Here is a 22,025-nt window from a genome sequence, read left to right as displayed (position 1 = left end):
CGAATATTTTTTATCTATAAATTATTTACGGAAAAATCATGCTGCGCGAATGATCCACGCACAGCTCCGGCGCCCGGAATTGCGGTTCCCTATTCCGTCTTAATGTTCCGCACAAACCGTATAAAGTCCTCCTGCGCTTTGTTTGCTTTGTCGGCGGCTGCGGCGAGCTTTGTTTTTGACGCGTCCAGTTCGTTTTCAAGTTTTAAAAGCTTTGCCAAAAACTCTTTGCCTTCCGCGCTTTCGGTGCCGAGCGCTTCAAGATTTTTGCGCACGCGCTCCTGTTCTCTAACGAGTTCCGTTTGCCGGTTTTGCAAATCGGCGAGTACTTTTTGCGAAGCGAGAACTTTTTCTCTTTCTTTTATAATCGCTTCAAAGGCTTTTTTTACTTTTTCGGGCATTTCGGCATTCGTCGTATAAGCAACAAAGGATTCGGAACTCATATCGAGGATTTTCCGTGTTTCGCCGTACGTTCTGCTTTCTTCGATCTTCAACTCCGCGGTGCTTGCACCCGCGGTTTTCAGCTTAAAGCGGTATTTGCTTGCCGTCGTTTCTTCAAGGGCGGCCTTTGTCGCAAGGTCGAAGCCGCCTTTTTTTGCGTGTTCGATAATAAGCGTGCGCTCTTTTTTGTCGGTGTTTTTGACGCTGTATGTCGACGTTTGAATTTGCCGGTACGAAACGCTCAGAATGCCGCCCGCGATTTTTACGCTTTCAATATTCCGCAATACGCTTTCGGACTTTGTGCCGCTCACTTCGATGTCGTCGCCGTAGGCAATAAGGCGCTTTTCGTTTTCGCCCAAAAATTCCAAAAGAGCGTCTCCCGCGTATTCGCCGCCGTCAAACACGGTTACGGGGCCCGCGGGCAGTTTTAAGCCCGACGTGTTTTCGATGCGTATACAGAATTTCGGATGTACGCTTACACCGTACGGAATCGAAGAAAACGAAGAAAACACGGAAAACTTTTCGGCGGGCAGCGTCGAAAGTGTCAGCGGCATCATCATGCTTTTTTGCCGCCCGAGGCTTACGGGCTCTGCACTCGTAAAAGCGAACATTTGTCCCGCCGTACTTCCGGCCGGGTTCGGGCCTGCAAAATATGAAGGAACTTCTCCTTCAATGCCGGCCGTTTCTTCGGACTCTTCATTGTAATCGCCGTAAAAGGAAGAGGCTTCTTTGAGCATCATTTTGCGGCTTGAAAACGCTTGCGGTGCCGCCGCTTTTTCATACTGAACGTCCGTGTTTGCGGTTCCGGAAGCAAAGGTTTCCGCCCGGGCGCTTTGCGCAATCGCAAGCGGAAGTTCGGGGCGGTATGTGTAATACGGTGCGTACAGGTTTTGCCTAAAACCGACCGGGCGCCCCGTTGTAAGCGTCAGCTTAACATCGTTCCAATCCGAATCGGTCGAATTGTCGACGATTGCCCACGCTTGAAAAAGCGCTTTGTTTTTTCCCATGTCCAAGCGGTAGCTTGCCTTCCATACGGGCGCTTCCATAACATAAGAGATTTTTACGTTCCTGCTGCCCTGTGCGCCGATACGGATGCCGAGTTTACTCCGGTTTTTTGCCGATGCGTCGAGCATGAGATCAAGCGCCGTGTTTAAATCCTCGTTCCGTTTTTCGTCGACGAATTTAAAAGTTTGAATGTCCGAAAAGGGAATGACGTGTATGCCGTCATTTGCGGCGAGCGAAAGGGAAAAGCCGTCGCCGTTTTCGCGCGAAAGATTTTTATCGGCGCTTATGATTTTGCCGGTGATCTTATGCGGTGCAAAAACTTCGAGTTCGGCGCCTTTTTGCGATTTTAAAAGATCGTACAGCGTCGGCGCGGCCGAAGGATTTACTTTCAGGCTTTCCAGCGTTTTGCGCAGCGTATCTTCGCTTTGGTACTCTACGCTTACGGTTTTCGCCGCCGGATCGGTTACGACGAGGGATTTTAAAACATCGTTGATTTGTGCGGCCGTAAAAAGAAATTCGGCGTTGCCCGAACCGGAAAGCCTTCCTTCGTGTTCGTAACAGGCGACGCCCGAAGAATACAGCGTTACTTTTTTAAGCGGAAGGTCTTTTTCACCGAAGCTTTCCGAAGCTTGCTCACGCACTGCCTGCGCGCTGAGTACCGATGCTCCGCCGCTCATCGCCGTGCTGACAACCGCCGCGAAAAGCGCCGATATAACCGCAAAACGTATTTTTTTCATATTATTCCCCCGACTTATTTTTCCGATACGGCGGAAGCCCGGTTAAAAGTCCGCCTTATTCAGTATAGCAGTCGGACGCAAAAAAAGAAAGGAGCGGATGATAGAACGGATGAAAAAAGCGGAAAAGCCGAAAGTAACAAAAAAAATTTTATATTTTGCCTAGTTGGAAGAATTTAACAAAACGACACACCTCTATTCACGATAAAATCATAAGTAACGATTCTGTTGTAAGGCGAATGAGTGAAACTTATTATCTATCGGTGGAGAACAGGTAGAGACAAAAATACATCATTCCACAGTAAACAACGATACCTGCGCGCTTGTTGCATTTTATTATGATAGTCGGAACCGCTGTTATTTTGATGAAATCTCTATTTCGTTTATCCGTCTTCGTAAGCGTAACCAAATAATTTTTATTTGAAATGGCACTAATATAACATAATAACTGTTAGGTGTGGACGGCTGCAGACTACTTGTATTTCTACAAAATTGAATCTAAAAAATCTGCGAGTTTCTTCTGTTGGTCTCTTGTAAGACGATGCCAACGTTTAAGTATATCGATCTGTTCTTTTGTTAATTGTTCTGAAAAACATTCATCTTCAAGAAAAAATTGAGATAATGTAATCCCATAAGCACTACAAATATGCTCCAAAGATGAAATTGAGGGTATCAAATTCTTTCTGTACCACGATGAAATTGTTGACTGTGTAAGTTCTGCTCTTTCTGCAAGTTCGTATTCAGTCCAACCTCTTTCAAGTCGCATTTTAGTTATTCTTTTAAGTATATCCATAAAAATATATTACGAGTATACGTTATTTATACTTCAAATTTTCGTTGACTTTTAATAGGATAAGTCGTATAATTAAAAACGTATATTCGAATTATTTTATGGAGAAATAACTATGGGTATAGGTTTTGATGTTTTTAAGGCTAATATAGGTTGGAATCTTGCTGACAGTGTGATGGGGTCAATCTCAAATGCAGTAGAAAAAAATGCAGCTGAACAAGAAGCAAAAGCTCAAGCTGCAAAAATGGAACAAGATAAAAATGATATGTTAAAAACTCTTATCTTTATGGTTGGTAATAACATGTCACTGGACAGAAATGGTAAAAAATCTATTGCTGCTGTCCTCTCCACCATATATGATGAGAATATTTCTCTTTTTTCTATAGAGGAAAAAATTGATTCAGCCTATGCAGAAATAAAGACCGAAAGTCCGAAACAGTTTTTTTCAACTATAGCAGCAATCAACTCAGATAGAGAGCAGGTTTGTGCAATGTATCTTGTTACAATGTTTTTGTATATGGAATTGAGCGATGAAAGCATAGCTCTTCCTGCCCATGCATATAACCTTTCTTTGATAAAGCGTTTTTTTGCAATCAGCCGGACGGAACTTGCAAAATGTTATGCTGCTCTCGGAGAGAAACTCGGAAAAGATATAGATGACATTGCGGACATATTTGAAGAATTGACTTCGGAAGAGTCAATGAAGAAAATTGAAGCAGAGAATCCTACTCTTGTTTATGAAGAAACTGAGAAATATCTGCCTTCGTCAAACCCCAAAGGAGATATTGAAACAATTTATCATACATCGATTCACGAAGTGAACGGAGATGAAGAATTTAAGAAAAGATTCTTTTTGGCAGATAGTAATCCAAAAAAAATTTTTGCGGCTGTAAGTGCATATGCAAAAAATTGTAAAGGTGAAGAAATTATCGCAATGTACGATGATTCGTCGTTTCTCAATGGTAAAGTAGGTTTTTTGCTTTCAAATAAAAAATTATATATTTGCAATAGTTTTCAAAATCCGCAGGAAATTGAGTTAAGTTCAGTTAATGTAATATCTGCGCCACCTAAATCACTCAATCCATTCATAAAAGTAAATGATATTCAAATTAATACATCAATGCTTAATAAAAAAAAGACTGAGGTTATCTGTAATTTTTTGCAGAAAGCAATCCCGATTGCAATGCAAATAGAAGTGAAATAATTATACTGGCAAAAAAAGGAAGGATAAAATGATTATTACAGACGATAACGATGATTTAAAATCAGCAAAGAAGAAATCAACGGCAATTTTACTGTGCTTAATTTTTTTCGGAGCTTTTGGTTTACATAGGTTTTATGTTGGCAAAATAAAAACAGGTGGATTGATTCTTTTATTGAGTATAGCATCAGCTGGAGCGGTTGGTGTAATTTGGGGATTGTATGATTTGTTTACCCTTATTTTTACTGATAAGTTCACCGATGCTGATGGACTTCCGCTACGTTAATTTTAATAAGAAAACAATATCATACAAGATAGGATTGTAGGAGTAGAGTTTATAACATCGTATGGTGATAAAAGTGATTCTTGACTCATTTACATTGATGAAAGTCTTGCTTATGATGAAGATGATGAGGAAATTTTAGACAATAATTTTATAAATAATTATAATTATGGCAGAGAGGTTCTGTTTTATCAAGAAGATGATGATGCGTGATAACAAGATATATGTTTTGATATTGCAAAAAAACTTGATATTCCTATAAATCGGATTGACTAAAAACATAACGCCTTGCAAAAGCATATGAAAAATACTACAATACTCGATTATGGAAGTTAAGGTTCGTTATGCCCCGTCGCCGACGGGAATGCAGCACATAGGCGGTGTGAGAACCGCCCTTTTTAATTATCTTTTTGCCCGCTCGAAAGGCGGCAAATTCGTTTTGCGTATTGAAGACACCGACCGTACCCGCTACGGCGAAGAGTACGTTAAAAACCTCTACGATACCCTTGAATGGCTCGGAATCGACTGGGACGAGGGCGGGAGCAAGGGCGGCCCCTGCGGTCCGTATGTGCAGTCCGAACGCTTCGATTTATATAAAAAATATGCCGAAGAATTGGTAAAAAAAGGCGAAGCCTACTATTGTTTTTGCGACGAAGACAGACTGAACCGCATTCGCGCCATTCAAACAAAAAACAAAATGCCTCCCGGCTACGACCGCAATTGCCGCCACTTAACCGACGAAGAAGTGCAAGCGAATTTGGCAGCCGGCAAACCCTACGTTATCCGCTTAAAAGTTCCGCTTGAGGGCGTTACCCGTTTTCACGATGCGCTTTTGGGCGACATCGAATGGAAAAACGAAGACATCAGTCCCGATCCGGTATTGCTTAAAACCGACGGGTTTCCCACCTATCATTTGGCGAATATTGTCGACGATCATTTTATGAACATAACGCACGTTATGCGCGCTCAGGAATGGATTCCGTCGACGCCGCTTCACGTGCAAATGTACCGCGCCTTCGGCTGGGAGCCGCCGCAGTTTTGCCATTTGCCGATGGTAAACGGTGCCGACGGACAAAAGCTTTCCAAACGGCACGGTGCGACCAGTGTAAACGAATTCCGCGCACGCGGCTATATTCCCGAAGCGCTGGTTAATTACGTTGCCATGCTCGGCTGCTCCTACGAAGAAGGCCGCGATATTTTTCCGCTTAAAGATTTGGAAAAGCTGTTTAAAATGGAGCACTTGAATAAGGCCGGTGCGGTGTTCGATTATAAAAAATTGGAATGGTTTAACGGTCAATACATGCGCATGATGAGCGACGAAGAACTTTTTAAGCGCGTACTTCCGTTTATTACCGGAACCGGCGATGCGGCAATTCCCATTCAAGCTTCCGAAGAATTTCCCGCGCCGAAAGTCGGTCCCGAATATTCCGGGCTTGTGTTAGCCGATGACGGCACGCTCCATGTTGCGCAAAAAGAAATCGATGCGGGCGCTGACGCTTTAAGCGATGCGGATATAAGAAAAAAACTGATGGAAGTAATACCCCTTATAAAAGAGCGGCTGCATTTTTTAACCGAAGCTGCGGAGATGGTCGGTTTTTTGTTTAAAAAGATTGAAGCGCCGAATATCGACGATATAATCCCCAAACGCTTGGATGCCGCGCAAACGAAGGCGGTGCTTACCGAAGCGCTGAACTTTATCCGCGAACTGGATGAGCGCACGCGTACTGCAAAAAATGAACCGAATGAAGCCGCTTTCGACCACGAAGCGCAGGAAAATCTTGCGCGCTCCTATGCCGAAAAGCTCGGCGTAAAACTCGGCGATTTTATGATGCCCATCCGCATGGCGGTAACCGGCTCAAAGGTATCGCCGCCGCTTATCGGCTCCATTTTGATTTTAGGCGCCGATAAAGCGTGCACGCGCGTGCAAAACGCCCTGAAAAAATTTTAGCGGGAATTCCCTATTTCCCCTTGCCGTTTAATATGCGGAACAGTCATATAAAATTCAATTTGACTTTTTGCCGTTATTACAATATAATTACGGTATAGATCTTGTTTACGGAGGAGAATGTATGCTGGTGTCGGTTGTGACTATCGGTAATTCGCGCGGAATACGTTTTCCGAAGGTTGTGCTCGACCGTTTTTCCGTTAAAAATCAAATGGATATGGAAATCACCGATAAGGCAATTGTGCTTACTCCCGTGTCTGAGGAACCGCGGAAGGGCTGGGCGCAGGCGTTTGCCGATATGCACAAAAATCAGGATGATGTTTTGGAAGCGTTTCCCGACTCCGAGGCGTTTGAATGGGAATGGTAAGTCAGTACGAAGTGTATCTGGTTAACCTTGACCCGACAATTGCGCATGAAATTTACAAAACTCGTCCGTGCCTTATTATTTCTCCCGATGAAATGAACGCTGCAATACGCACGGTAATTATTGCGCCGATGACGACAAAATCGCATGCTTATCCTACGCGGGTTCCTGTGCAATTTGCCGGAAAAAAAGCTTGGATTGTTTTGGACCAAATAAGAACGGTTGATATCGTACGGCTTATAAAAAAGCTGGGTAAGATAAAAAGTACGCAAATAGCAAAAGTTAAAAGTATTATAAAAGAAATGCTTGTGGATTGATATTTGCAAAAATGCCGGTTGAGCGAATCGACGGACAACCGGCACGGTTTTAAAATTCCCTATTTCCCCTTGCCGTTTAATAGGCGGAACAGCTTCTTTAAAAGCCCGATTTTGCCGAACAGCAGCCAGTACAAGAGGGCGGCGATTCCGACAAGGGGCGCTCCGCAGATTATAATATAAAGCAGGACGGTAAGAAGGCCGGCGAAAAAATCGACAATATTCGACGCGAAGCGCCTGAATGCTTCGCCCATATCGGGCCATTCAAAACCGCCCGAAGAAGTCGCTCTGAAGGGCAGGTGATAGCTTATTTCGATTCGGGAATAGTCGATTTGCGAAGACAGCCGCTTCATTTTTCCTTCCATCGATTCGATGTCGCCGATGACGGAATTCAATTCATGCTCGATTTTCAGCATGTCTTCCATATTTTTTGCCTGCGAAAGATAGGTTTGCAGGCGGCTGCGCATAAGTTTGCGCGTTTCGAGGCGCGTTTGCAAATCGTAGTACCGCTCCGAAACGTCTTCGGCCGAAACGCTTTTCGATTCCAGCGTGCCGATGCTTCCGGCGGACTCCATTGCCTGTTCAAAACGCGCACTCGGAATGCGGACCGCCGCACTTCCGCTGTTTTCGTTGTTAAAGGACGATTCGACATAGCCGCCGTAAAGGGCGCACCATTTTGCAACGGCGATTTCGGTTTGCGCAATATCGCTCACTTTAAAATACAGGCTGCCGGTCTTTATCAATTTGCGCTCGCTTTGAGCCGTGTCCGCGGGAACTTGTTCTTCGTAGTTGTCGGCGCTCATTTTCATTTCCGCCGCGACGCGGGCGGAGCCGGCTTCATAGGCATCTTCGTACAAGGCGCTTTTTCCGCCGCAAGAAATAAAAACGGCGGCGGCGAGCAAAACCGCGGTTAAAGCTGCGGCGGTAAAAAACGGTTTGGTGTTCGGCATGGAGTTCTCCTTATTATAATTGTATGCGAATCGATTACGGCCAAGTATAACTGAAAAAGAGTTGATTGTACAATAAGTGAAGGACGGTGCGGTGAAAGCATTGATATAATTGCTCCGTTTCCGTTATGATGAACGGTAAACCGAAATGAAACACCTATATCAAATTGAAAAAACGGATAACGCATGTGTCGCGTTCGGGCGCTTTGACGGAATGCATAAGGGGCATCGGAGTCTCGTGCAAACGCTTGTGCGGGAGGCGAAAAAAAGAGGCCTGCCTTCCGTCCTTGTAAGCTTTGTGCCGAGCGAAGGGACTTTTGTCTATACGACCGAAGAAGAAAAGGCGCTGCTGCTGAAAAACTGCGGTCTTGACGTGTTGATTTCCTGCAACGAAAAAGAAAAGTCCGATCCGGCCGCTCTTATAAAAAAAACGGGAGCGTCCTGTATTGTGTGCGGCAAGTGTGCGGAAGACGAACATGAACAATGCGAGCCGCTGAATGCGCAGCCGGCCATCCGAAAAGCGGCGCAAGAGCTCGGCATTCCGATTGTGATGTGCGAAGAAGTTTGCGAAAACGGCGAAGCGATTTCCATGCCGATGCTGGATGCGGCCTTTGAACGGGGCGACTTCGATGCTTTTTCGCGTTTGTGCGGCCGACCGTATATGATGGTCGGTGAAGTGTTGCACGGTAAAGGGCTCGGCAGAACGGTCGGCATGCCCACGGCGAATCTGGGACTTGCGCCGAATAAAAAAAAGCCGCCCGAAGGCGTATACGCAACGCTTACGCGCATCGACGGCGAGGTTTTTAAGGGGCTGACAAATATAGGGCGACGTCCTTCCGTCGATAACGACACGAAAATCAGCACCGAAACTTTATTGCTCGATTTTTCGCGCGATATCTACGGCAAAAAAATAGAACTGTACGTGTGTGCATTTATCCGCAATGTAGTGAAACTGAACGGCCTTGTCGAGGTTCAAAAGCAAGTTCAAAAAGATATCGTCGCCGCGCGAACACTCCTGTCCGCTCGCAGTTTGCCGCCGCTATAATTTCAGCGGTTTTTTGAACCTTGTCCGTAATAAGCGTTTTTCCCGTGCTTTCTGTCGTAATGCTTTTGAATGACGTAGTCGGGAAGGGGAGCGAAGTCGGGATTGACCGTCATGCACACCCAGGCCATTTTGGCGATTTCTTCAAGGACGGCGGCGTTGTACACCGACTTTTCGGCGTCCGTTCCCCACGTAAACGGGCCGTGCCCGCCGAGTAAAATCATTTGGCATTCGGCGGGATTCAGCGCTTCGTCAAAGCAGGCGCCTTTCCCGGTGCAGCCGTGCAGTTTGTGCGGCAAAGCGACGGGGCAGGCGATTGACGGATTTTTAAGCGTTTCGATTATCAATAGGCCGGTTTCTTTTTCGTAGGCTGTCTGTACGGCTTTTTCGGAAAGATAGGGTGTGCAGGGAACCGGCCGAAAGCCGTGGTCGGCATGGGTGGTGCCCAAAAGCGGAATCGAACGGCACGCTTGCGCCCATGAGGTTGCATAGGGCGAATGCGTATGCGTTATGCCGCGGATTGCGCTGTGCGTTTGCAAAAAATAGCGGTACAATTGCGCGTGAGTCGGCGTGTCGGAAGACGGATTCAGCTTTCCGTCCGCAACCTTTCCGTCCAAATCGACAACGACGATGTCTTCGGCTTTTAACCGATCGTAGGGAACTCCCGACGGTTTAATCGCAAAAACCGCTTTATCCGGATCCAGCGCCGAAACGTTGCCCCACGTATAAATCGCCAAATTTCGCGCGGGAATTTCCATGTTCGCCCGCCAAGCCTGCTCTTTTAAGTCGGTGTACATAAGATTTCTCCTCGATTCTACCTGCCGATTTATGCGCCGGATTTTTCGCTTTTGAGCTGCTTTTCGGCAAAGGCGCCCAGCTGCAGATATTTTTTATACAATAAATCGTATACCGCGCTCATTTTCGGATTCGGCACGTACGTGCGATCGGTGCCCGGCGCCAATTTTTTTTGTGCGGCTTCCACGTTCGGATACAAACCCGCCGCCGTTGCGGCGAAAACGGCCGCCCCGATGGAAGGCGACAAGTCGCTTTCGGTTACCTGAATCTTGCGTTTTGTGATATCGGCCAAAATCTGCATGCCGACACTGCTTTTGCGCGCGACACCGCCGACGGCAATGATTTTTTCTATCTTAATGCCGTTTTTTTCGAAGCATTCGATAATTGCGCGTGAGCCGAAAGCGGTCGCTTCCAAAATCATGCGCATAAAAGCGGGCGCATCCGTTCCGAGCCTTATGCCGCTCATCCACGCGGTAAGGTTTTGGTTTGCATGCGGAGTACGCCGTCCGTTGATCCAGTCTAAGGCGACGGGAGAGGTTGCGCAAGGAGAAATGCAGGCGCAGGCTTTTTCCAATTCGGGAAGAATCTTTTTTTCGTAGGCGTCATATTCCGCTTCGGTCGGTTCGTGCCCGAGCAGGGCTTTGCCCGCGCCGTTTTTAAGCGGCCACAGCAATAAGTCGCGGAACCAGCGGTAGTAATCGCCGTAAGATGATTGTCCGGCTTCATAAGCGATTTTGCCGCCGATAACCGAACCGTCAACCTGTCCGCAAATGCCGGGAATGCATTTTTCTTTTGTTTTTGCCGCAGGCCCGATGATGATATCGCAAGTGGAAGTTCCCATGCTTTTGACCATAATCCCTTCGGAAACTCCGCCTCCCACGGCGCCTACGTGGGCATCATAACCGCCGATACAGACAAGAATCCCTTCTTTCAGTCCCAATTCGGCAGCCCATTCTTTTGTAAGCGTTCCCTGAATTTGTTCGGTTGTCCATGTTTTATCGCCCAAATGCGCTGCGATTTTCGCAAGTTTGGGATCGAGCCGTGATAAAAATTCGTTTGAAGGATAGCCGCCCCAGCTTTGGTGCCACATGCATTTATGTCCTGCGGCGCAGCGGCTGCGCTTTATTTTGTCCGGCGCGGCTTTTCCGCACAGTAAAGCGGTCATCCAATCGCAGTGTTCGACCGCGCAAAATGCGGCTTTTTTTACGTTTTTGTTTTTGCGCAGCGTGTGCAGCAGTTTTGACCAAAACCATTCGGAAGAATAGGTTCCGCCCGAAAAGCGCGTATAATCCGTTCCGCCCCAACTTTTGCACAGCGCGTTTATTTCGTCCGCTTCGGCGATTGCCGTGTGATCCTTCCACAAAATGAACATTGCATCCGGATCTTCGGCAAATTCCGGCAGCAAAGCAAGCGGCATACCGTTTTTGTCCGTGAGCGCGGGAGTGGAGCCTGTCGTGTCCATACAGACGGCGCAAATAAGCTCGACGGCTTTTTTGTTTTTCGATTGAGCTTCTTTTACGGCCGTTTTTACGGCTGCGGTAAAACTTTCTATATAATCGAGCGGGTGCTGACGGAAACGGTTTTCTTTCGGGTCGCAGTACAAGCCCTTTTTCCAGCGTTCAAAAAAGCGCACATCGGAGCCTTGCACGCTTCCGTCGGCGGCATCCAATACAACAACCCTCACGGAATCCGAACCGAAGTCGGCTCCCAACACAAAATGCTCGTTTTTATTCATACAACCCTCCGCAGCTTGAATTCGAATTACGTATATACTAAATCATAAGCGGAATAAAAGCAAGAAAGGGCCCGGATAAAAAAACTGCCAGTTTGCGTTTTTCAAACGGCCGCTTTTTGCAGTACGGCAACCGGAATAACGCAGGTGTATACCGATTGCTCTATGTCCACATCGCGTAAGCGCACTTTGACGTTAAAGGCGTCGATAAGGTTTTCTTCGCTGATAATCGAGCGGCTTGTTCCGTATAAGCATTCGCCGTTTTGTTTTAGAATAACCGCGCTGTCCGAAATTTGCAGCGCGTGGTCGGGGTAGTGGGTATTGACGATAACGCTTATATTTTTTGTGCGCGATAAATTTTTTATCGTATCCAAAACGGTCAGTTGATTTTTAAAGTCCAAATTCGATTCGGGCTCGTCCAAAATCAGTATCTTCGGTTCGGCCGCAAGCGCGCGCGCTATGAGCACCATTTGCAGTTCTCCGCCGCTCATTTCGTTGCATAATTTGTTTTGCAAAAAAGCGACGCCGATTTCTTCCATACAGGCAAGGGCCTTTTCGCGGTCTTCTTCCGTCGGCTGGCGGAAAAATCCCAAATGCGCCGAACGGCCGAACATAACCATTTCGAGCGCATTGTACGAAAAAGTCGATTGTTTTGCCTGCGGAACGTATGCGATATTGCTCCAAAAATCCTTAACGGAATATTCCCGTATGTCTTTTCCGTCGAGCAGCGTTCTGCCCTTGTTCCATTTGAGCAAGCCCATAACGCATTTTAAAAGCGTCGTTTTTCCGACCCCGTTCGGTCCGAGGACGGACAGCACTTCACCCTGATTCAATGTAAAGCCGATATCGTCTATGATATACCGTTTGGGATTGTATGAAAAATATCCGTGTTCAACTTGAAGAATCATGTGCGTATTCCTCCCGTCTTTTTTAAGAGAAAGATAAACAGCGGCGCGCCCAAGGCGGCCGTTAAAATCGAAACCGGAATTTCCGAGCTGATAAGGCTTCTTGCCGCGGTGTCGATTAAAATCATCAATACGGCGCCCAAGCCGATGCTTGCGGGAACGACATAGCTGTTGTTGTTTCCGAACAGCATTCTGGCAATATGCGGCACCAATAAGCCGACCCAGCCGACTTGTCCGCACATCGAAACCGCCGAAGCGGTAATAAGCGTCGAGGCGAACATGGTAATGAGCCGCACGGCTTTTACGTTTACGCCCAAAGAACGCGCTTCGTCTTCGCTGAAGCTTAAAATGTTCAGGCGCCAGCGCACGCTCCAGAGCAAAATCATGCCGATCGCTATAAAGGGCAGGCCGATTACGAGCGTGCCGTATTTTGCACTTGCCATGCTTCCCATGAGCCAAAAGGTGATTGCCGGCAATACTTCTTCGGTATCGGCAAGGTATTTTGCCAAGGAAACGGCTGCCTGAAACAGCGATGAAACGGCCATACCGGCCAAAATAATCATAATGATGCCGCTTTTTACGCCGTTTTTGCCGTTTGAATTACCGATGACGTAGGTTAAAAAAAGCGCGGCGATTCCCATCACCAATGCGAACAGCTGAACGAATAAGGCGTTCAGCGAAAAAAGCAGGGCAACAACCGCGCCGAACGAGGCGCCGGAAGCCACTCCCAAGGTATCGGGAGTGGCCAGCGGGTTGGAAAAAAGCGCTTGAAAGGACGCGCCCGCAATCGAAAGACCCGCTCCGACAAAGGCCGCAAGCAAGATACGCGGCAGCCTTATTTTAAACACAACCGAATACAGTTTCGGTTCGCTTATCATGCTGTCGCGGAAGTTGACGAGCACCGAAATCATTTTGCGCAAAGGCACATGGTACCGGCCGATGTTCAAGCACAGTAGAGCCGTCAGTATAAAGAGAACGGTCAGTATCAATAATCCGAGATAAAATTTTCGGCGCTCGTTTGTCATTTGTATTTACCGGCTTCCCGTGAAGGATTGTAAATCGTACGGATATCTTCATCGTCGATGTTCAGCTGATAAAATTTTTCGTAGAATTTTTTCGTTTCCGCATTCATGTCCAAATCTTTAAAAATTTCCGGCTGGTTGTGTTTTGCAAGCCATTGGAGTACCAGGGGAACTTCCGATGCGGGCGGGAACCAGCGGTACATACCCAGCGGAAATTTGTACACTTTTTTATTTTTTACCGCTTTTATTTGGCTCCAATCGTGGCCGGCAACTTTGTTTTCGATTAAGTCTTCGGGCATGCGCGGACTGAAGTTCGTAATATAGATAATATCCGGATCCCACTGTATAATCTGTTCCATGTTTACCGGGGCGACACCGCTTAAATCCTGAGCGACGTTCACCGCGCCCGTTGAAGTAAGCCAGTATTGACCGAAAAAGTTGCTGCCCGAAACGGTAAGCGCGCTGTCGTTGTAGTTGAATAAAATCATTGCGCGGGGCTTATCTTTTTCTTCGACCTTTGCCAAACGGGATTGAATGTCGTTGTACACTTGGCGGCCGTATTCGCCGATGCCGGCCGCTTTGTCTTCTTTGTCGAGCGTTTGTCCCAAAAGCTCAATCCATTTTTCGAACGTTACAATACAATCGTAGTTGAATTTACGCGCGCTGAATCCGACCGTACGGATGCCCGCGTCGCGCAATTGCTTGCTCAGTTCGGGACCCGCGCCGTGGAATACGACGTCCGGTTCCAAACTCAGCAGCGCTTCGATGTTCAAATCATTGCCGTTTGTAAATTCGGTCGAAAGGGTCGTTATGCGCGGAAAGGTTTTTTCGAGCAAAGAGCCGCGCGCCGCGGTCATGGATCCGGGCGGAATCCCGATCAGGCGGTCCGCCGAACCGTCAAATACGCACAGTACCGAAGGCAGCGGCAAAAGCTGATGGATAACGATTTTGTTTATTTTGTTCGGAATTTCAGCCGTTTCGCCGTTATGGTCGATGACCGTTCTGAAAGCCGGTTCGGCTTTTGCATTTTGTTTGCCCTTGCACGAAACGCTTACGCACAAAATTGCGGCGATTACCGCAACGGTCGAAGCCGTCAGTATAATCGATTTTTTCATACTTACTCCTCATTCATCATATTTTTTGAAAAATTGTAACGGTATATGCTCGAATCGGGCGGATTCTATTGCAGCGCCCGGTTCACTTGTTCGCCTACCGTTTGTAAAAACGCATTACCTCCTTCGCCTATAAAATACGGTGCGTCTTTTCTATGGAATTTGCTCGAAACGCCGAAATGCGGCACTTCGATAAAAGCCTTTTGTTCGCTCTTTTTTAAAAGATTTTTAAAAAACGGGTCTCCGATAACCGCTTTAAATTCCGCTTTGTTTATGTGCGCTTTTATTTCCGATTCGTCGCGTAAAGCCGTATCGCCTGTTTGCGCCGCTTCTTTGCGAAAGCCGAATATTGTGCCGACGCATATACCGTCGATTCCGTACCGGCGCTTGAGGGCGCAGCGCAGCGAATTGCAAAAAATCTGTTCGCCGAGGCACAGTACGCTCGCCGGTTCGCTTTCCGTCCGTCCGGTTTCCGCGCCCCACACGCAATTTTCCTTTCGGCTGCAAACGTCTTCGAGTTTTTGCACAAAAAGAGCGCATTCGGCTTCACCGATCGGATAGCCTGCAATGTAGGGCATGCCGCTTTTTTTATACAGGTAGTCGGCAATCGAAAGGCCCGCTTGCGATACGGCGATATTTGCCTGCGCGCGGCTCAGCATTTTTACGTTTTGCGCCGTCAGCTTTTCCGTTGCGCAAAAATTCACGGTAAAGCCGGCTTGAGTCAAAAGTCTTTTTAAACTTTCGATATTTTCGCTGCGCACAAAGTCTATCGGGTTTGCGCCGATTATGTTTACGCGTTTTTCCGATGCGGGTGAGCCGCCGTTTTTTTCGCCGTCAAAGTCGGCAAATTTATCGATTAGTTCCTTCCATGCCGAAAAAATGCCCTTGTCGTAATAGGCGGTTCCCGTCGTTTCGATCCCGATTGCGGGAAGGCCCGATTCGGCTTCCAGTTCTTTGGCAAGGCCTTTTAAGTCGGTGCCGATAAGCATGGGAACGGGCGTTCCGATGAGCGCGAGCAGTTCGGGTTTAAGACTTTTTGCGGCGGCAATCACCTTGTCGATTAAAACCTTGTCGTTGCCCAAAACGGCGTCTATTTCGCGCAAGCCGGAGCAAAAAATATTGCGTTCCGAATTATACCAGCGCGGCTCGTCGTAGCCGGTATAATTGCCCGTGCAGCCGGCCGCATCGTGCATGGCGGTAAGCGCGTTAAAATCGAACATAACCGAAGCCGCCCCCGAATAATCGGGCGAAAAGGGCGGAAGCCAAATACTCAAGTTTTTCATATGACCAGTCCGTACTCCTTTATCATGCGTTCCAAATCGGCTTTTTCGTCGAGGGCGCTTACCATCATATCCATAAGCCGGCGAACTCCGTCGTAGCCGAAAAGCCCGTCGTCGTTTACCCAATTCACAACGTATTCCGAAGCGGAAATATAGCCCGATTGGAATCCGAGCGCCAAACTGTCCGGCATACGTTTATCGAACTTTAAAATGTCCGGATGCTGGGGCTGCAGGATTTCGATCTCCGGGTGGGCCGAAGTTACGTCGGCGTAAGCCTGCTTATCCAAAGCGATGCACTGTTCGGCAAAAATCCGCACAACGTTGAATCCGAAGTTCAGTAAAACCTTGCTTAATGCAAACGGCGTTTTCGTACACGAATCGTCAACGATAACGGGCATCGAACCGATTTTTTCTTTTGCGCGTTTTACCGCTTGCAGGGCTTTTTCTTTGTACGGGGCAAAGTCAAACGGAATTTCGGTAATGCCGAAAAAAGCCGCAATTCTTTTATATTGATTTTCGATTTCGTCCATGTCGTACGTAACGAATTCCTGCAGATACGGAATTTGAGCCTTTTTTTTCATATTTTCGCACGCGAGCTTTCCCGCAGGCGAAATCAAAAGGTTCAGCTTACTTTGTTCCATTTTCTTGTAATCGTTAAAATCTTTTGTTTCGCTTATGTGAATGACGCGCTCGATTCCGATGCTTTTAAAAAACGCGTACAGTTCGCAGGTTTTTTCGAGGTCCGCAAAACAGCCGACCAAATTGACGGTATTGAGTTTGTGCGGATTGTATTCGAGCAAGCTGTACATTGCATCGAGCGCGGTTATTATCGGCGGACGTTTGCCGTCGAGCGAAATGGGGTTCATGTGCGCAAAAACGAAACGGACGTCGGGGTGCGCGATTTCCAATTCATCGACAATCGCCTGATGGTTTGTGCCCAAAAGGTCGTCTATGCAGCTTACGACAATCATAAGAACTTTAGGCTTTGTGTCCAAAGCGCCGAGCAATTCGCCGCACGCCTGCACAATCAAATCGTCATAGCCGTTGACGATGTCGCTTTGGTCTACGTACAAATACGACAACCGCTCTTTTACATGCTGCTGGTAGGCCCCCAAAGCGCCGTGGCGTCCGCAAGCGGCGGGGCACACAAAAAGCTGATGCGATTCGGGAAGCTGCATACAGATTCTGACCAAACCCCAGCCGCCCGTTGCGGGCGAAGTATAGTGCAGCGTATTTTCAAAATGATTACAGCACATCTTCGGTAACCTTCAAAACAACGGCGCTTAAATCGTCGTATTCTTTTCCCATAACCGAATCGGGAAAGGCTTCGGCAACGGTTTTTCCCAGTTTTTCGGCATCCTGAACCGTAGGACTTCGCGGCATTGTTTTTAAAATAACCGTGTTCATTTCTTTTGCCGCGCGCTGCACGATATCGTCTTCATTTTCTATATTGCGCTTGTTTAAAATAAGACCCGCGCATCGTGCGTATCCCCTGCTCGAAAAATTCTGTATTGCGCGCAAAATATTGTCCGCCGCATACAGCGACATCATTTCGCCCGAGGTTACGATAAGCACGTCGCGCGCATAACCTTCGCGTATGGGCATCGCAAAACCGCCGCATACGACGTCGCCCAAAACGTCGTACAAAACGATATCGGGCTTGTACGTTTCGTACGCGCCCAACTCTTCGAGCGTATCGAAGGCCGTAATAATACCGCGACCCGCACAGCCGATGCCCGGCGTGGGGCCGCCGGATTCCACGCACAGCACGCCGTTAAAACCTTTAAACACGATGTCGTCAAGCGTAATGTTTTTACGCTCTTTTAACAGATCCAGCACGGTGGGAATCTTTTTCCCGCCCATGAGGTTGCGTGTCGAATCGGCTTTGGGGTCGCAGCCGATTTGCATAATCTTATACCCTTTTTTGCTTAACGCAGCCGACAGATTTGAAACCGTAGTTGATTTTCCGATGCCGCCTTTTCCGTATACTGCGATCTTCCGCACATTCATGCTCCTGAAAATTAGTTGTATATAACTTTTTCGCAACAATATAACGCATTGAACGGTCTGTGTCAACAATGCCATACTGTACATGCACGCGTTGTCTGTGGTATACTCGATTTCAAACCTTTACAGGAGTTTTTATGGAAGATCATGCGATTTCGATGGAAAAGATAGTCAGTTTGTGCAAACGGCGCGGCTTTGTGTTTCAGTCGTCCGAGATTTACGGCGGACAAGCCGGCGCATGGGATTACGGGCCCTTGGGTGTCGAGCTGAAAAAAAATATACAAAATGCGTGGTGGAAAGAAATGACCCAGCTGCACGACAATATCGTCGGGCTCGACGCGGCGATTCTTATGCACCCGCGCGTGTGGGAAGCGTCCGGCCACGTGGCGAACTTTTCCGATCCGCTGGTCGACTGCAAAAAATGCAAAATGCGCTACCGCGCCGACACTATGGATCAAAAAGCGCTCGCCGAAAAAAAATGCCCGGCTTGCGGCGGCGAATTAACCGAACCGCGCGAATTCAACCTGATGTTTAAAACGCACATCGGGCCTGCCGAAGATACGGCGAGCATCGTATACCTGCGCCCCGAAACCGCCCAAGGTATTTACGTCAACTATAAAAATATCATTCAGTCGAATCGCATGAAAATTCCGTTCGGCATCGCCCAAGTCGGCAAAGCATTCCGCAACGAAATCGTAACCAAAAACTTTATCTTCCGCACCTGCGAATTCGAGCAGATGGAAATGCAGTTTTTCGTAAAGCCCGGCGACGACGATAAATTCTTTGAATATTGGCGGAATCAACGGTGGGAATTTTATAAAAAATACGGCGTGCGCACGGAAAAACTGCGCTGGTACCATCACGAAAAACTCGCCCACTACGCAAAAGACGCGTATGACATTGAATACGAGTTTCCGATGGGCTTTCAGGAATTGGAAGGCGTTCATAACCGAACCGATTTCGACTTAAAGCGCCATACCGAATTTTCGGGCAAGGATATGCAGTACATCGATCAGGATAACGGCAACGAACGTTACATTCCCTATATTATCGAAACGTCGGCCGGCCTTACGCGCAACGTGTTGATGTTTTTGTGCGATTCGTACGAAGAAGAAAAAGTTGCCGACAAGGGTAACGACGACGATTGGAGAACCGTCCTGCACTTTCATCCGAAAATTGCGCCGATTACCGTTGCCGTTTTGCCGCTTATGAAAAAAGACGGTTTGGCCGAAATCGCTCAGGAAATTCGCGACGAATTAAAAGAAGATTTCGTTACCGACTACGATCAAGCCGGCGCCATCGGCAAACGCTATCGCCGTCAGGATGAAGCCGGAACGCCCTTTTGCGTTACGGTCGATTACGACACCAAAGAAGACAACAGCGTAACGCTGCGTTTCCGCGATTCGATGGAACAAGTGCGCGTGCCCCGCGCCGCTTTGGCCGATCGCCTGCGTACGGAAATAAAAAACTATTCGCGCAAAGGGCGCTGACCGGTTCGTTATGGAATTCATTCGTTTGGGAAAAACGGATCTTATGGTAAGCCGCTCCGCGCTGGACACGGACGCGCTGTTTTCCGCCGTGCAAAGCGGAGAATCTTCGCCCGAAGATTTTGCGGACTTTATGCATGTTGCCTACGAAAACGGCATCAATTTTTTTTCGGTGAGCGCGATGCACGGCTTTGCGGCCGGCACGGGACAGTCCAATGCCGCCGAACCGCCTGAAGCTTTTTCAAAACTGAGCGCTTTGCTTAATGAAATCCGAAAAAGCGTTAAACTTGCGTTTATAAGTGAGGCGGCAACGGGGCCGGAACTGGAAAACGACGTCCGGCGCGCCCTTGATTTTTGGCGCATCGATTATTTCGACTTGTGCCGCATACGCGATCCGGGCTTTGTTCCTTCGGCCGGAAGCGGCTTGTGCGAAAGTTTAAAAAAACTGCACGAAAACGGTACGATTCTTCACACCGGTTTTGTGTCGGACAACTGTGCGCGCATAAAAGAAGCCGTTGCAGGCGGTTTATACGAAGCCGTGCAATTCCCGTATAATTTTTTGGCGGGCGAACAGGAAGTTTTGTGTGCCGATTTTTGCGCCGAACACGACATCGGCTTTATTGCCGAAAAACCGCTTGCGCGCGGCCTTATAAAAAACGTTCCGCTCGCTTTCGGCTTTTTCCGCCGCAGCGAAAACGCCGTTCCTTTATGGAGAATCAAAACAAAAGAAGAACTGCAGCGCATTGTGTACTTCGAAAAAAATCCGCCCGTTATAGATGAACAGTTTTTAAAAGACCTCGACGAAGAAAAAAAACGTTTATCGGAAGCCGGATAAAAAACAAGCCCGAAGCGGCGTGCTCCGGGCTCGTTTTTTTAATTAAGCGCAGTTGTGCTGCGCCGCTTTGTGTTTAGTTTTTCTTTGCGGCGCCTGATTTTGCGCCGGCAGCTGCCGGTGCTTTAGCGGGGGCGCCCTTTCCTTTAGGGACTCCCAGCGGAATAAACACTTGCGCGGTGAAGTTCCTGATGTCCGTTAATTGACCGTTTAACTCTACATCGAGCCGGACGCCGCCTGCAAATTCAAAGGTGAGTCCGACAACATGGGTTTCCGAGAAAACAGGCTCGCGTACCTCTATTGTTCTTGCACCCGTTTTAGAGGCTTGTTCGGCGTATTGAATATTCGTTCTGAACAGTGCTGCAGGCGTTACGCCGAGTACAAAACCGCATATCCACTTATCGGGCTTTATCGTAATGCCCATAGGCACCGAAACACTCGACAGTAATTGGTGTGCGCTCTTCCATTGTTTGGGAACAGCGTTATCTTCGGGAGAGGGACCCCCAACTCTTTTTTGAAGCCATGCCTCGGGATCTTTTATATTACCGTTTGCATCGAATTCTGTGTTGAGAGCGCCGTTGTATCCGAGCCGTACCTCCGGCCGGATTTTAAAAACAATGCTTTCGGCAGGGTGAAAGTTAAACAAACGTCCGCCTTCCACCGCAATACCGCCGCCCGTTGCCAGTTTATAGGTTGATTTTACATTATCAAGCCCCGCAATACCCGTAACTTTTTGTTCATAGCTTTGTCCCGCGATACCGAAATTAAAGTCGCCGCCTAAAAGCCAGCGGTCTTCGCTGCTGTCCTGCACGGGAAGGCTTACGAGGTACGATGCGCCCAGCTTGGTATATGCTCCCATATCGGTAATTTTTCTTTCTTGTTTGGAAACGACAGTGGTTTTATACGACCCGTTTCTTTCGGTTATATGGCTGTTTAAAAAAACACGTGCGCCGTGTTCTATCTCACCCGTTTTGAACGCGACCGGCACGCCAATTTCAAAATTATGTTCGCTTTCGGGAAGAACAAGCGCCGGATTTACAATGTTGGCGGGGTTGGGGTTAAAATTCCACAGTTCGGTAACACCGGGGGTGGCACCGCCTTTTGTTTGTGTTTTCATAAAATGGTCGGGAGTTAAATTACTGAAATCGCTGTACAGGAAAAACTGACCGCCGACTACGATATTATTGGCTCCGCCCACCTTGGTTAAAAACTGCAGATTTGTTGTATATTTTTGAAAAAAGAACAAGCCTAAGGGCGTGGTTGTAATCGTTGCACCGCCTACCGTTTGTTTGGTGCTTCCTGCACGAGCAAAAGTTCCTTCCGCTCCCCAGTCGCCGAACACGGACCAGGGGCGTTCTTCCGACGGGCGGTAGTAGCCGAACATAACGTTACGTATAGCGGGAACAGCGTTAAGCCTTTCTTTCCGCGGGTTGCCTAAACCGCCGTACAAAAACTGCTGACCGTAGGTTCCGAAATCCGGATTTACCGTAAATTGCTTATCGAATTCGTTTTCGAACAAGCCGGCCGTTTTGTCGCTCAGCAGCGATGATGCGGGTCCCGTATAACCGGTTGCCTGCGCAAAAGATACAACCGCTGCGGTTAACAGCGCCGCGGTAACCAAAAGTTTTTTTGACAATTTCATTACACATCTCCTTTGTTAAAATGAAACTAACAACTCCGTAAATCGTATATCCATATCTATAATTTGTCAAGATTTATCGCGGCATGCAGGGATTGGTCATGCAGGGGACGGTATGATTGTATTGCGCAATAAAGAGCGTACACAAAAA

20 protein-coding genes are annotated in these 22,025 nt (G+C 47.7%); 8 read left to right on the top strand and 12 right to left on the bottom strand.

Annotated elements, in window-relative coordinates; all coding sequences use genetic code 11:
- Positions 1–89 precede the first annotated feature (89 nt).
- Together HMPREF9194_RS08235 and HMPREF9194_RS12125 are read right to left on the bottom strand one after the other, a co-directional pair.
- Positions 90–2,120 (bottom strand): DUF4139 domain-containing protein, encoded by a 2,031-nt coding sequence (locus HMPREF9194_RS08235; protein WP_425425517.1) that lies wholly within the window; start codon positions 2,118–2,120, stop codon positions 90–92.
- 541 nt (positions 2,121–2,661) lie between these two features.
- Entirely contained in the window at positions 2,662–2,970 is a 309-nt protein-coding gene (locus HMPREF9194_RS12125) for a helix-turn-helix domain-containing protein (RefSeq protein ID WP_084663109.1), read from the bottom strand.
- 112 nt (positions 2,971–3,082) lie between these two features.
- Between HMPREF9194_RS12125 and HMPREF9194_RS08230 the strand changes: the two genes are divergently transcribed.
- The 5 genes from HMPREF9194_RS08230 to HMPREF9194_RS08210 all read left to right on the top strand — a co-directional run bounded on the left by HMPREF9194_RS08230 (position 3,083) and on the right by HMPREF9194_RS08210 (position 7,077).
- Positions 3,083–4,171 (top strand): hypothetical protein, encoded by a 1,089-nt coding sequence (locus HMPREF9194_RS08230; RefSeq protein WP_016525909.1) that lies wholly within the window; start codon positions 3,083–3,085, stop codon positions 4,169–4,171.
- Positions 4,172–4,199: 28 nt separating this feature from the next.
- Complete coding sequence (locus HMPREF9194_RS08225) at positions 4,200–4,454, top strand: TM2 domain-containing protein (RefSeq protein ID WP_016525908.1); 255 nt, start codon at positions 4,200–4,202, stop codon at positions 4,452–4,454.
- Positions 4,455–4,776: 322 nt separating this feature from the next.
- A complete protein-coding gene (gene gltX / locus HMPREF9194_RS08220) occupies positions 4,777–6,399 on the top strand; it encodes a glutamate--tRNA ligase (protein ID WP_016525907.1) in 1,623 nt (540 codons plus the stop codon).
- Positions 6,400–6,520: 121 nt separating this feature from the next.
- Entirely contained in the window at positions 6,521–6,763 is a 243-nt protein-coding gene (locus HMPREF9194_RS08215) for an AbrB/MazE/SpoVT family DNA-binding domain-containing protein (RefSeq protein ID WP_016525906.1), read from the top strand.
- Positions 6,751–7,077 carry a type II toxin-antitoxin system PemK/MazF family toxin gene (locus HMPREF9194_RS08210; protein WP_016525905.1) on the top strand — a complete coding sequence of 109 codons (327 nt, stop codon included), beginning with the start codon at positions 6,751–6,753 and terminating at the stop codon, positions 7,075–7,077. Before HMPREF9194_RS08215 ends, HMPREF9194_RS08210 begins: the two co-directional genes overlap by 13 nt.
- Before the next feature lie 59 nt (positions 7,078–7,136).
- On the opposite strand, the gene HMPREF9194_RS08205 is transcribed toward HMPREF9194_RS08210, so the two are convergent.
- Positions 7,137–8,024, bottom strand: a complete 888-nt coding sequence (locus HMPREF9194_RS08205; RefSeq protein WP_016525904.1) for a DUF4349 domain-containing protein — start codon at positions 8,022–8,024, stop codon at positions 7,137–7,139.
- A gap of 145 nt (positions 8,025–8,169) precedes the next feature.
- On the opposite strand from HMPREF9194_RS08205, the gene HMPREF9194_RS08200 reads away from it, so the two are divergent.
- Positions 8,170–9,066, top strand: coding sequence for a riboflavin kinase (locus HMPREF9194_RS08200; RefSeq protein ID WP_016525903.1), 897 nt, complete (start codon positions 8,170–8,172; stop codon positions 9,064–9,066).
- 2 nt (positions 9,067–9,068) lie between these two features.
- Here the strand turns inward: HMPREF9194_RS08200 and HMPREF9194_RS08195 are convergent, their stop codons facing one another.
- The 8 genes from HMPREF9194_RS08195 to HMPREF9194_RS08160 all read right to left on the bottom strand — a co-directional run bounded on the left by HMPREF9194_RS08195 (position 9,069) and on the right by HMPREF9194_RS08160 (position 17,994).
- Entirely contained in the window at positions 9,069–9,860 is a 792-nt protein-coding gene (locus tag HMPREF9194_RS08195; protein WP_016525902.1) for a class II aldolase/adducin family protein, read from the bottom strand.
- Positions 9,861–9,889: 29 nt separating this feature from the next.
- On the bottom strand, positions 9,890–11,593 hold the full coding sequence (locus tag HMPREF9194_RS08190) for a ribulokinase (protein ID WP_016525901.1): 1,704 nt from the start codon (positions 11,591–11,593) through the stop codon (positions 9,890–9,892).
- Between the two features lie 101 nt (positions 11,594–11,694).
- Positions 11,695–12,498 carry an ABC transporter ATP-binding protein gene (locus HMPREF9194_RS08185; protein WP_016525900.1) on the bottom strand — a complete coding sequence of 268 codons (804 nt, stop codon included), beginning with the start codon at positions 12,496–12,498 and terminating at the stop codon, positions 11,695–11,697.
- Positions 12,495–13,520 (bottom strand): FecCD family ABC transporter permease, encoded by a 1,026-nt coding sequence (locus HMPREF9194_RS08180; protein ID WP_016525899.1) that lies wholly within the window; start codon positions 13,518–13,520, stop codon positions 12,495–12,497. Before HMPREF9194_RS08180 ends, HMPREF9194_RS08185 begins: the two co-directional genes overlap by 4 nt.
- A complete protein-coding gene (locus HMPREF9194_RS08175; protein ID WP_016525898.1) occupies positions 13,517–14,632 on the bottom strand; it encodes an ABC transporter substrate-binding protein in 1,116 nt (371 codons plus the stop codon). The genes HMPREF9194_RS08180 and HMPREF9194_RS08175 overlap by 4 nt, the downstream gene beginning before the upstream one ends.
- 65 nt (positions 14,633–14,697) lie before the next feature.
- A complete protein-coding gene (locus HMPREF9194_RS08170) occupies positions 14,698–15,912 on the bottom strand; it encodes a nitrogenase component 1 (RefSeq protein WP_016525897.1) in 1,215 nt (404 codons plus the stop codon).
- A complete protein-coding gene (locus HMPREF9194_RS08165; protein ID WP_016525896.1) occupies positions 15,909–17,165 on the bottom strand; it encodes a nitrogenase component 1 in 1,257 nt (418 codons plus the stop codon). The genes HMPREF9194_RS08170 and HMPREF9194_RS08165 overlap by 4 nt, the downstream gene beginning before the upstream one ends.
- On the bottom strand, positions 17,155–17,994 hold the full coding sequence (locus tag HMPREF9194_RS08160) for a nucleotide-binding protein (RefSeq protein ID WP_281166980.1): 840 nt from the start codon (positions 17,992–17,994) through the stop codon (positions 17,155–17,157). The genes HMPREF9194_RS08165 and HMPREF9194_RS08160 overlap by 11 nt, the downstream gene beginning before the upstream one ends.
- A 59-nt stretch (positions 17,995–18,053) precedes the next feature.
- Here HMPREF9194_RS08160 and HMPREF9194_RS08155 point away from each other — a divergent pair, with 59 nt between their 5' ends.
- Positions 18,054–19,406: a glycine--tRNA ligase gene (locus HMPREF9194_RS08155; RefSeq protein WP_016525894.1), complete on the top strand. Its 1,353-nt coding sequence runs from the start codon at positions 18,054–18,056 to the stop codon at positions 19,404–19,406.
- A gap of 10 nt (positions 19,407–19,416) precedes the next feature.
- Complete coding sequence (locus HMPREF9194_RS08150; protein ID WP_016525893.1) at positions 19,417–20,238, top strand: aldo/keto reductase; 822 nt, start codon at positions 19,417–19,419, stop codon at positions 20,236–20,238.
- A gap of 73 nt (positions 20,239–20,311) precedes the next feature.
- Here the strand turns inward: HMPREF9194_RS08150 and HMPREF9194_RS08145 are convergent, their stop codons facing one another.
- On the bottom strand, positions 20,312–21,877 hold the full coding sequence (locus tag HMPREF9194_RS08145) for a hypothetical protein (protein WP_016525892.1): 1,566 nt from the start codon (positions 21,875–21,877) through the stop codon (positions 20,312–20,314).
- Positions 21,878–22,025 lie beyond the last annotated feature (148 nt).

Origin of the sequence: Treponema maltophilum ATCC 51939, from assembly GCF_000413055.1 — a bacterium.
Taxonomy (GTDB): domain Bacteria; phylum Spirochaetota; class Spirochaetia; order Treponematales; family Treponemataceae; genus Treponema_C; species Treponema_C maltophilum.
Note: the sequence above shows the minus strand (reverse complement) of the source record. Positions and strands in the feature narration are given on the sequence as shown.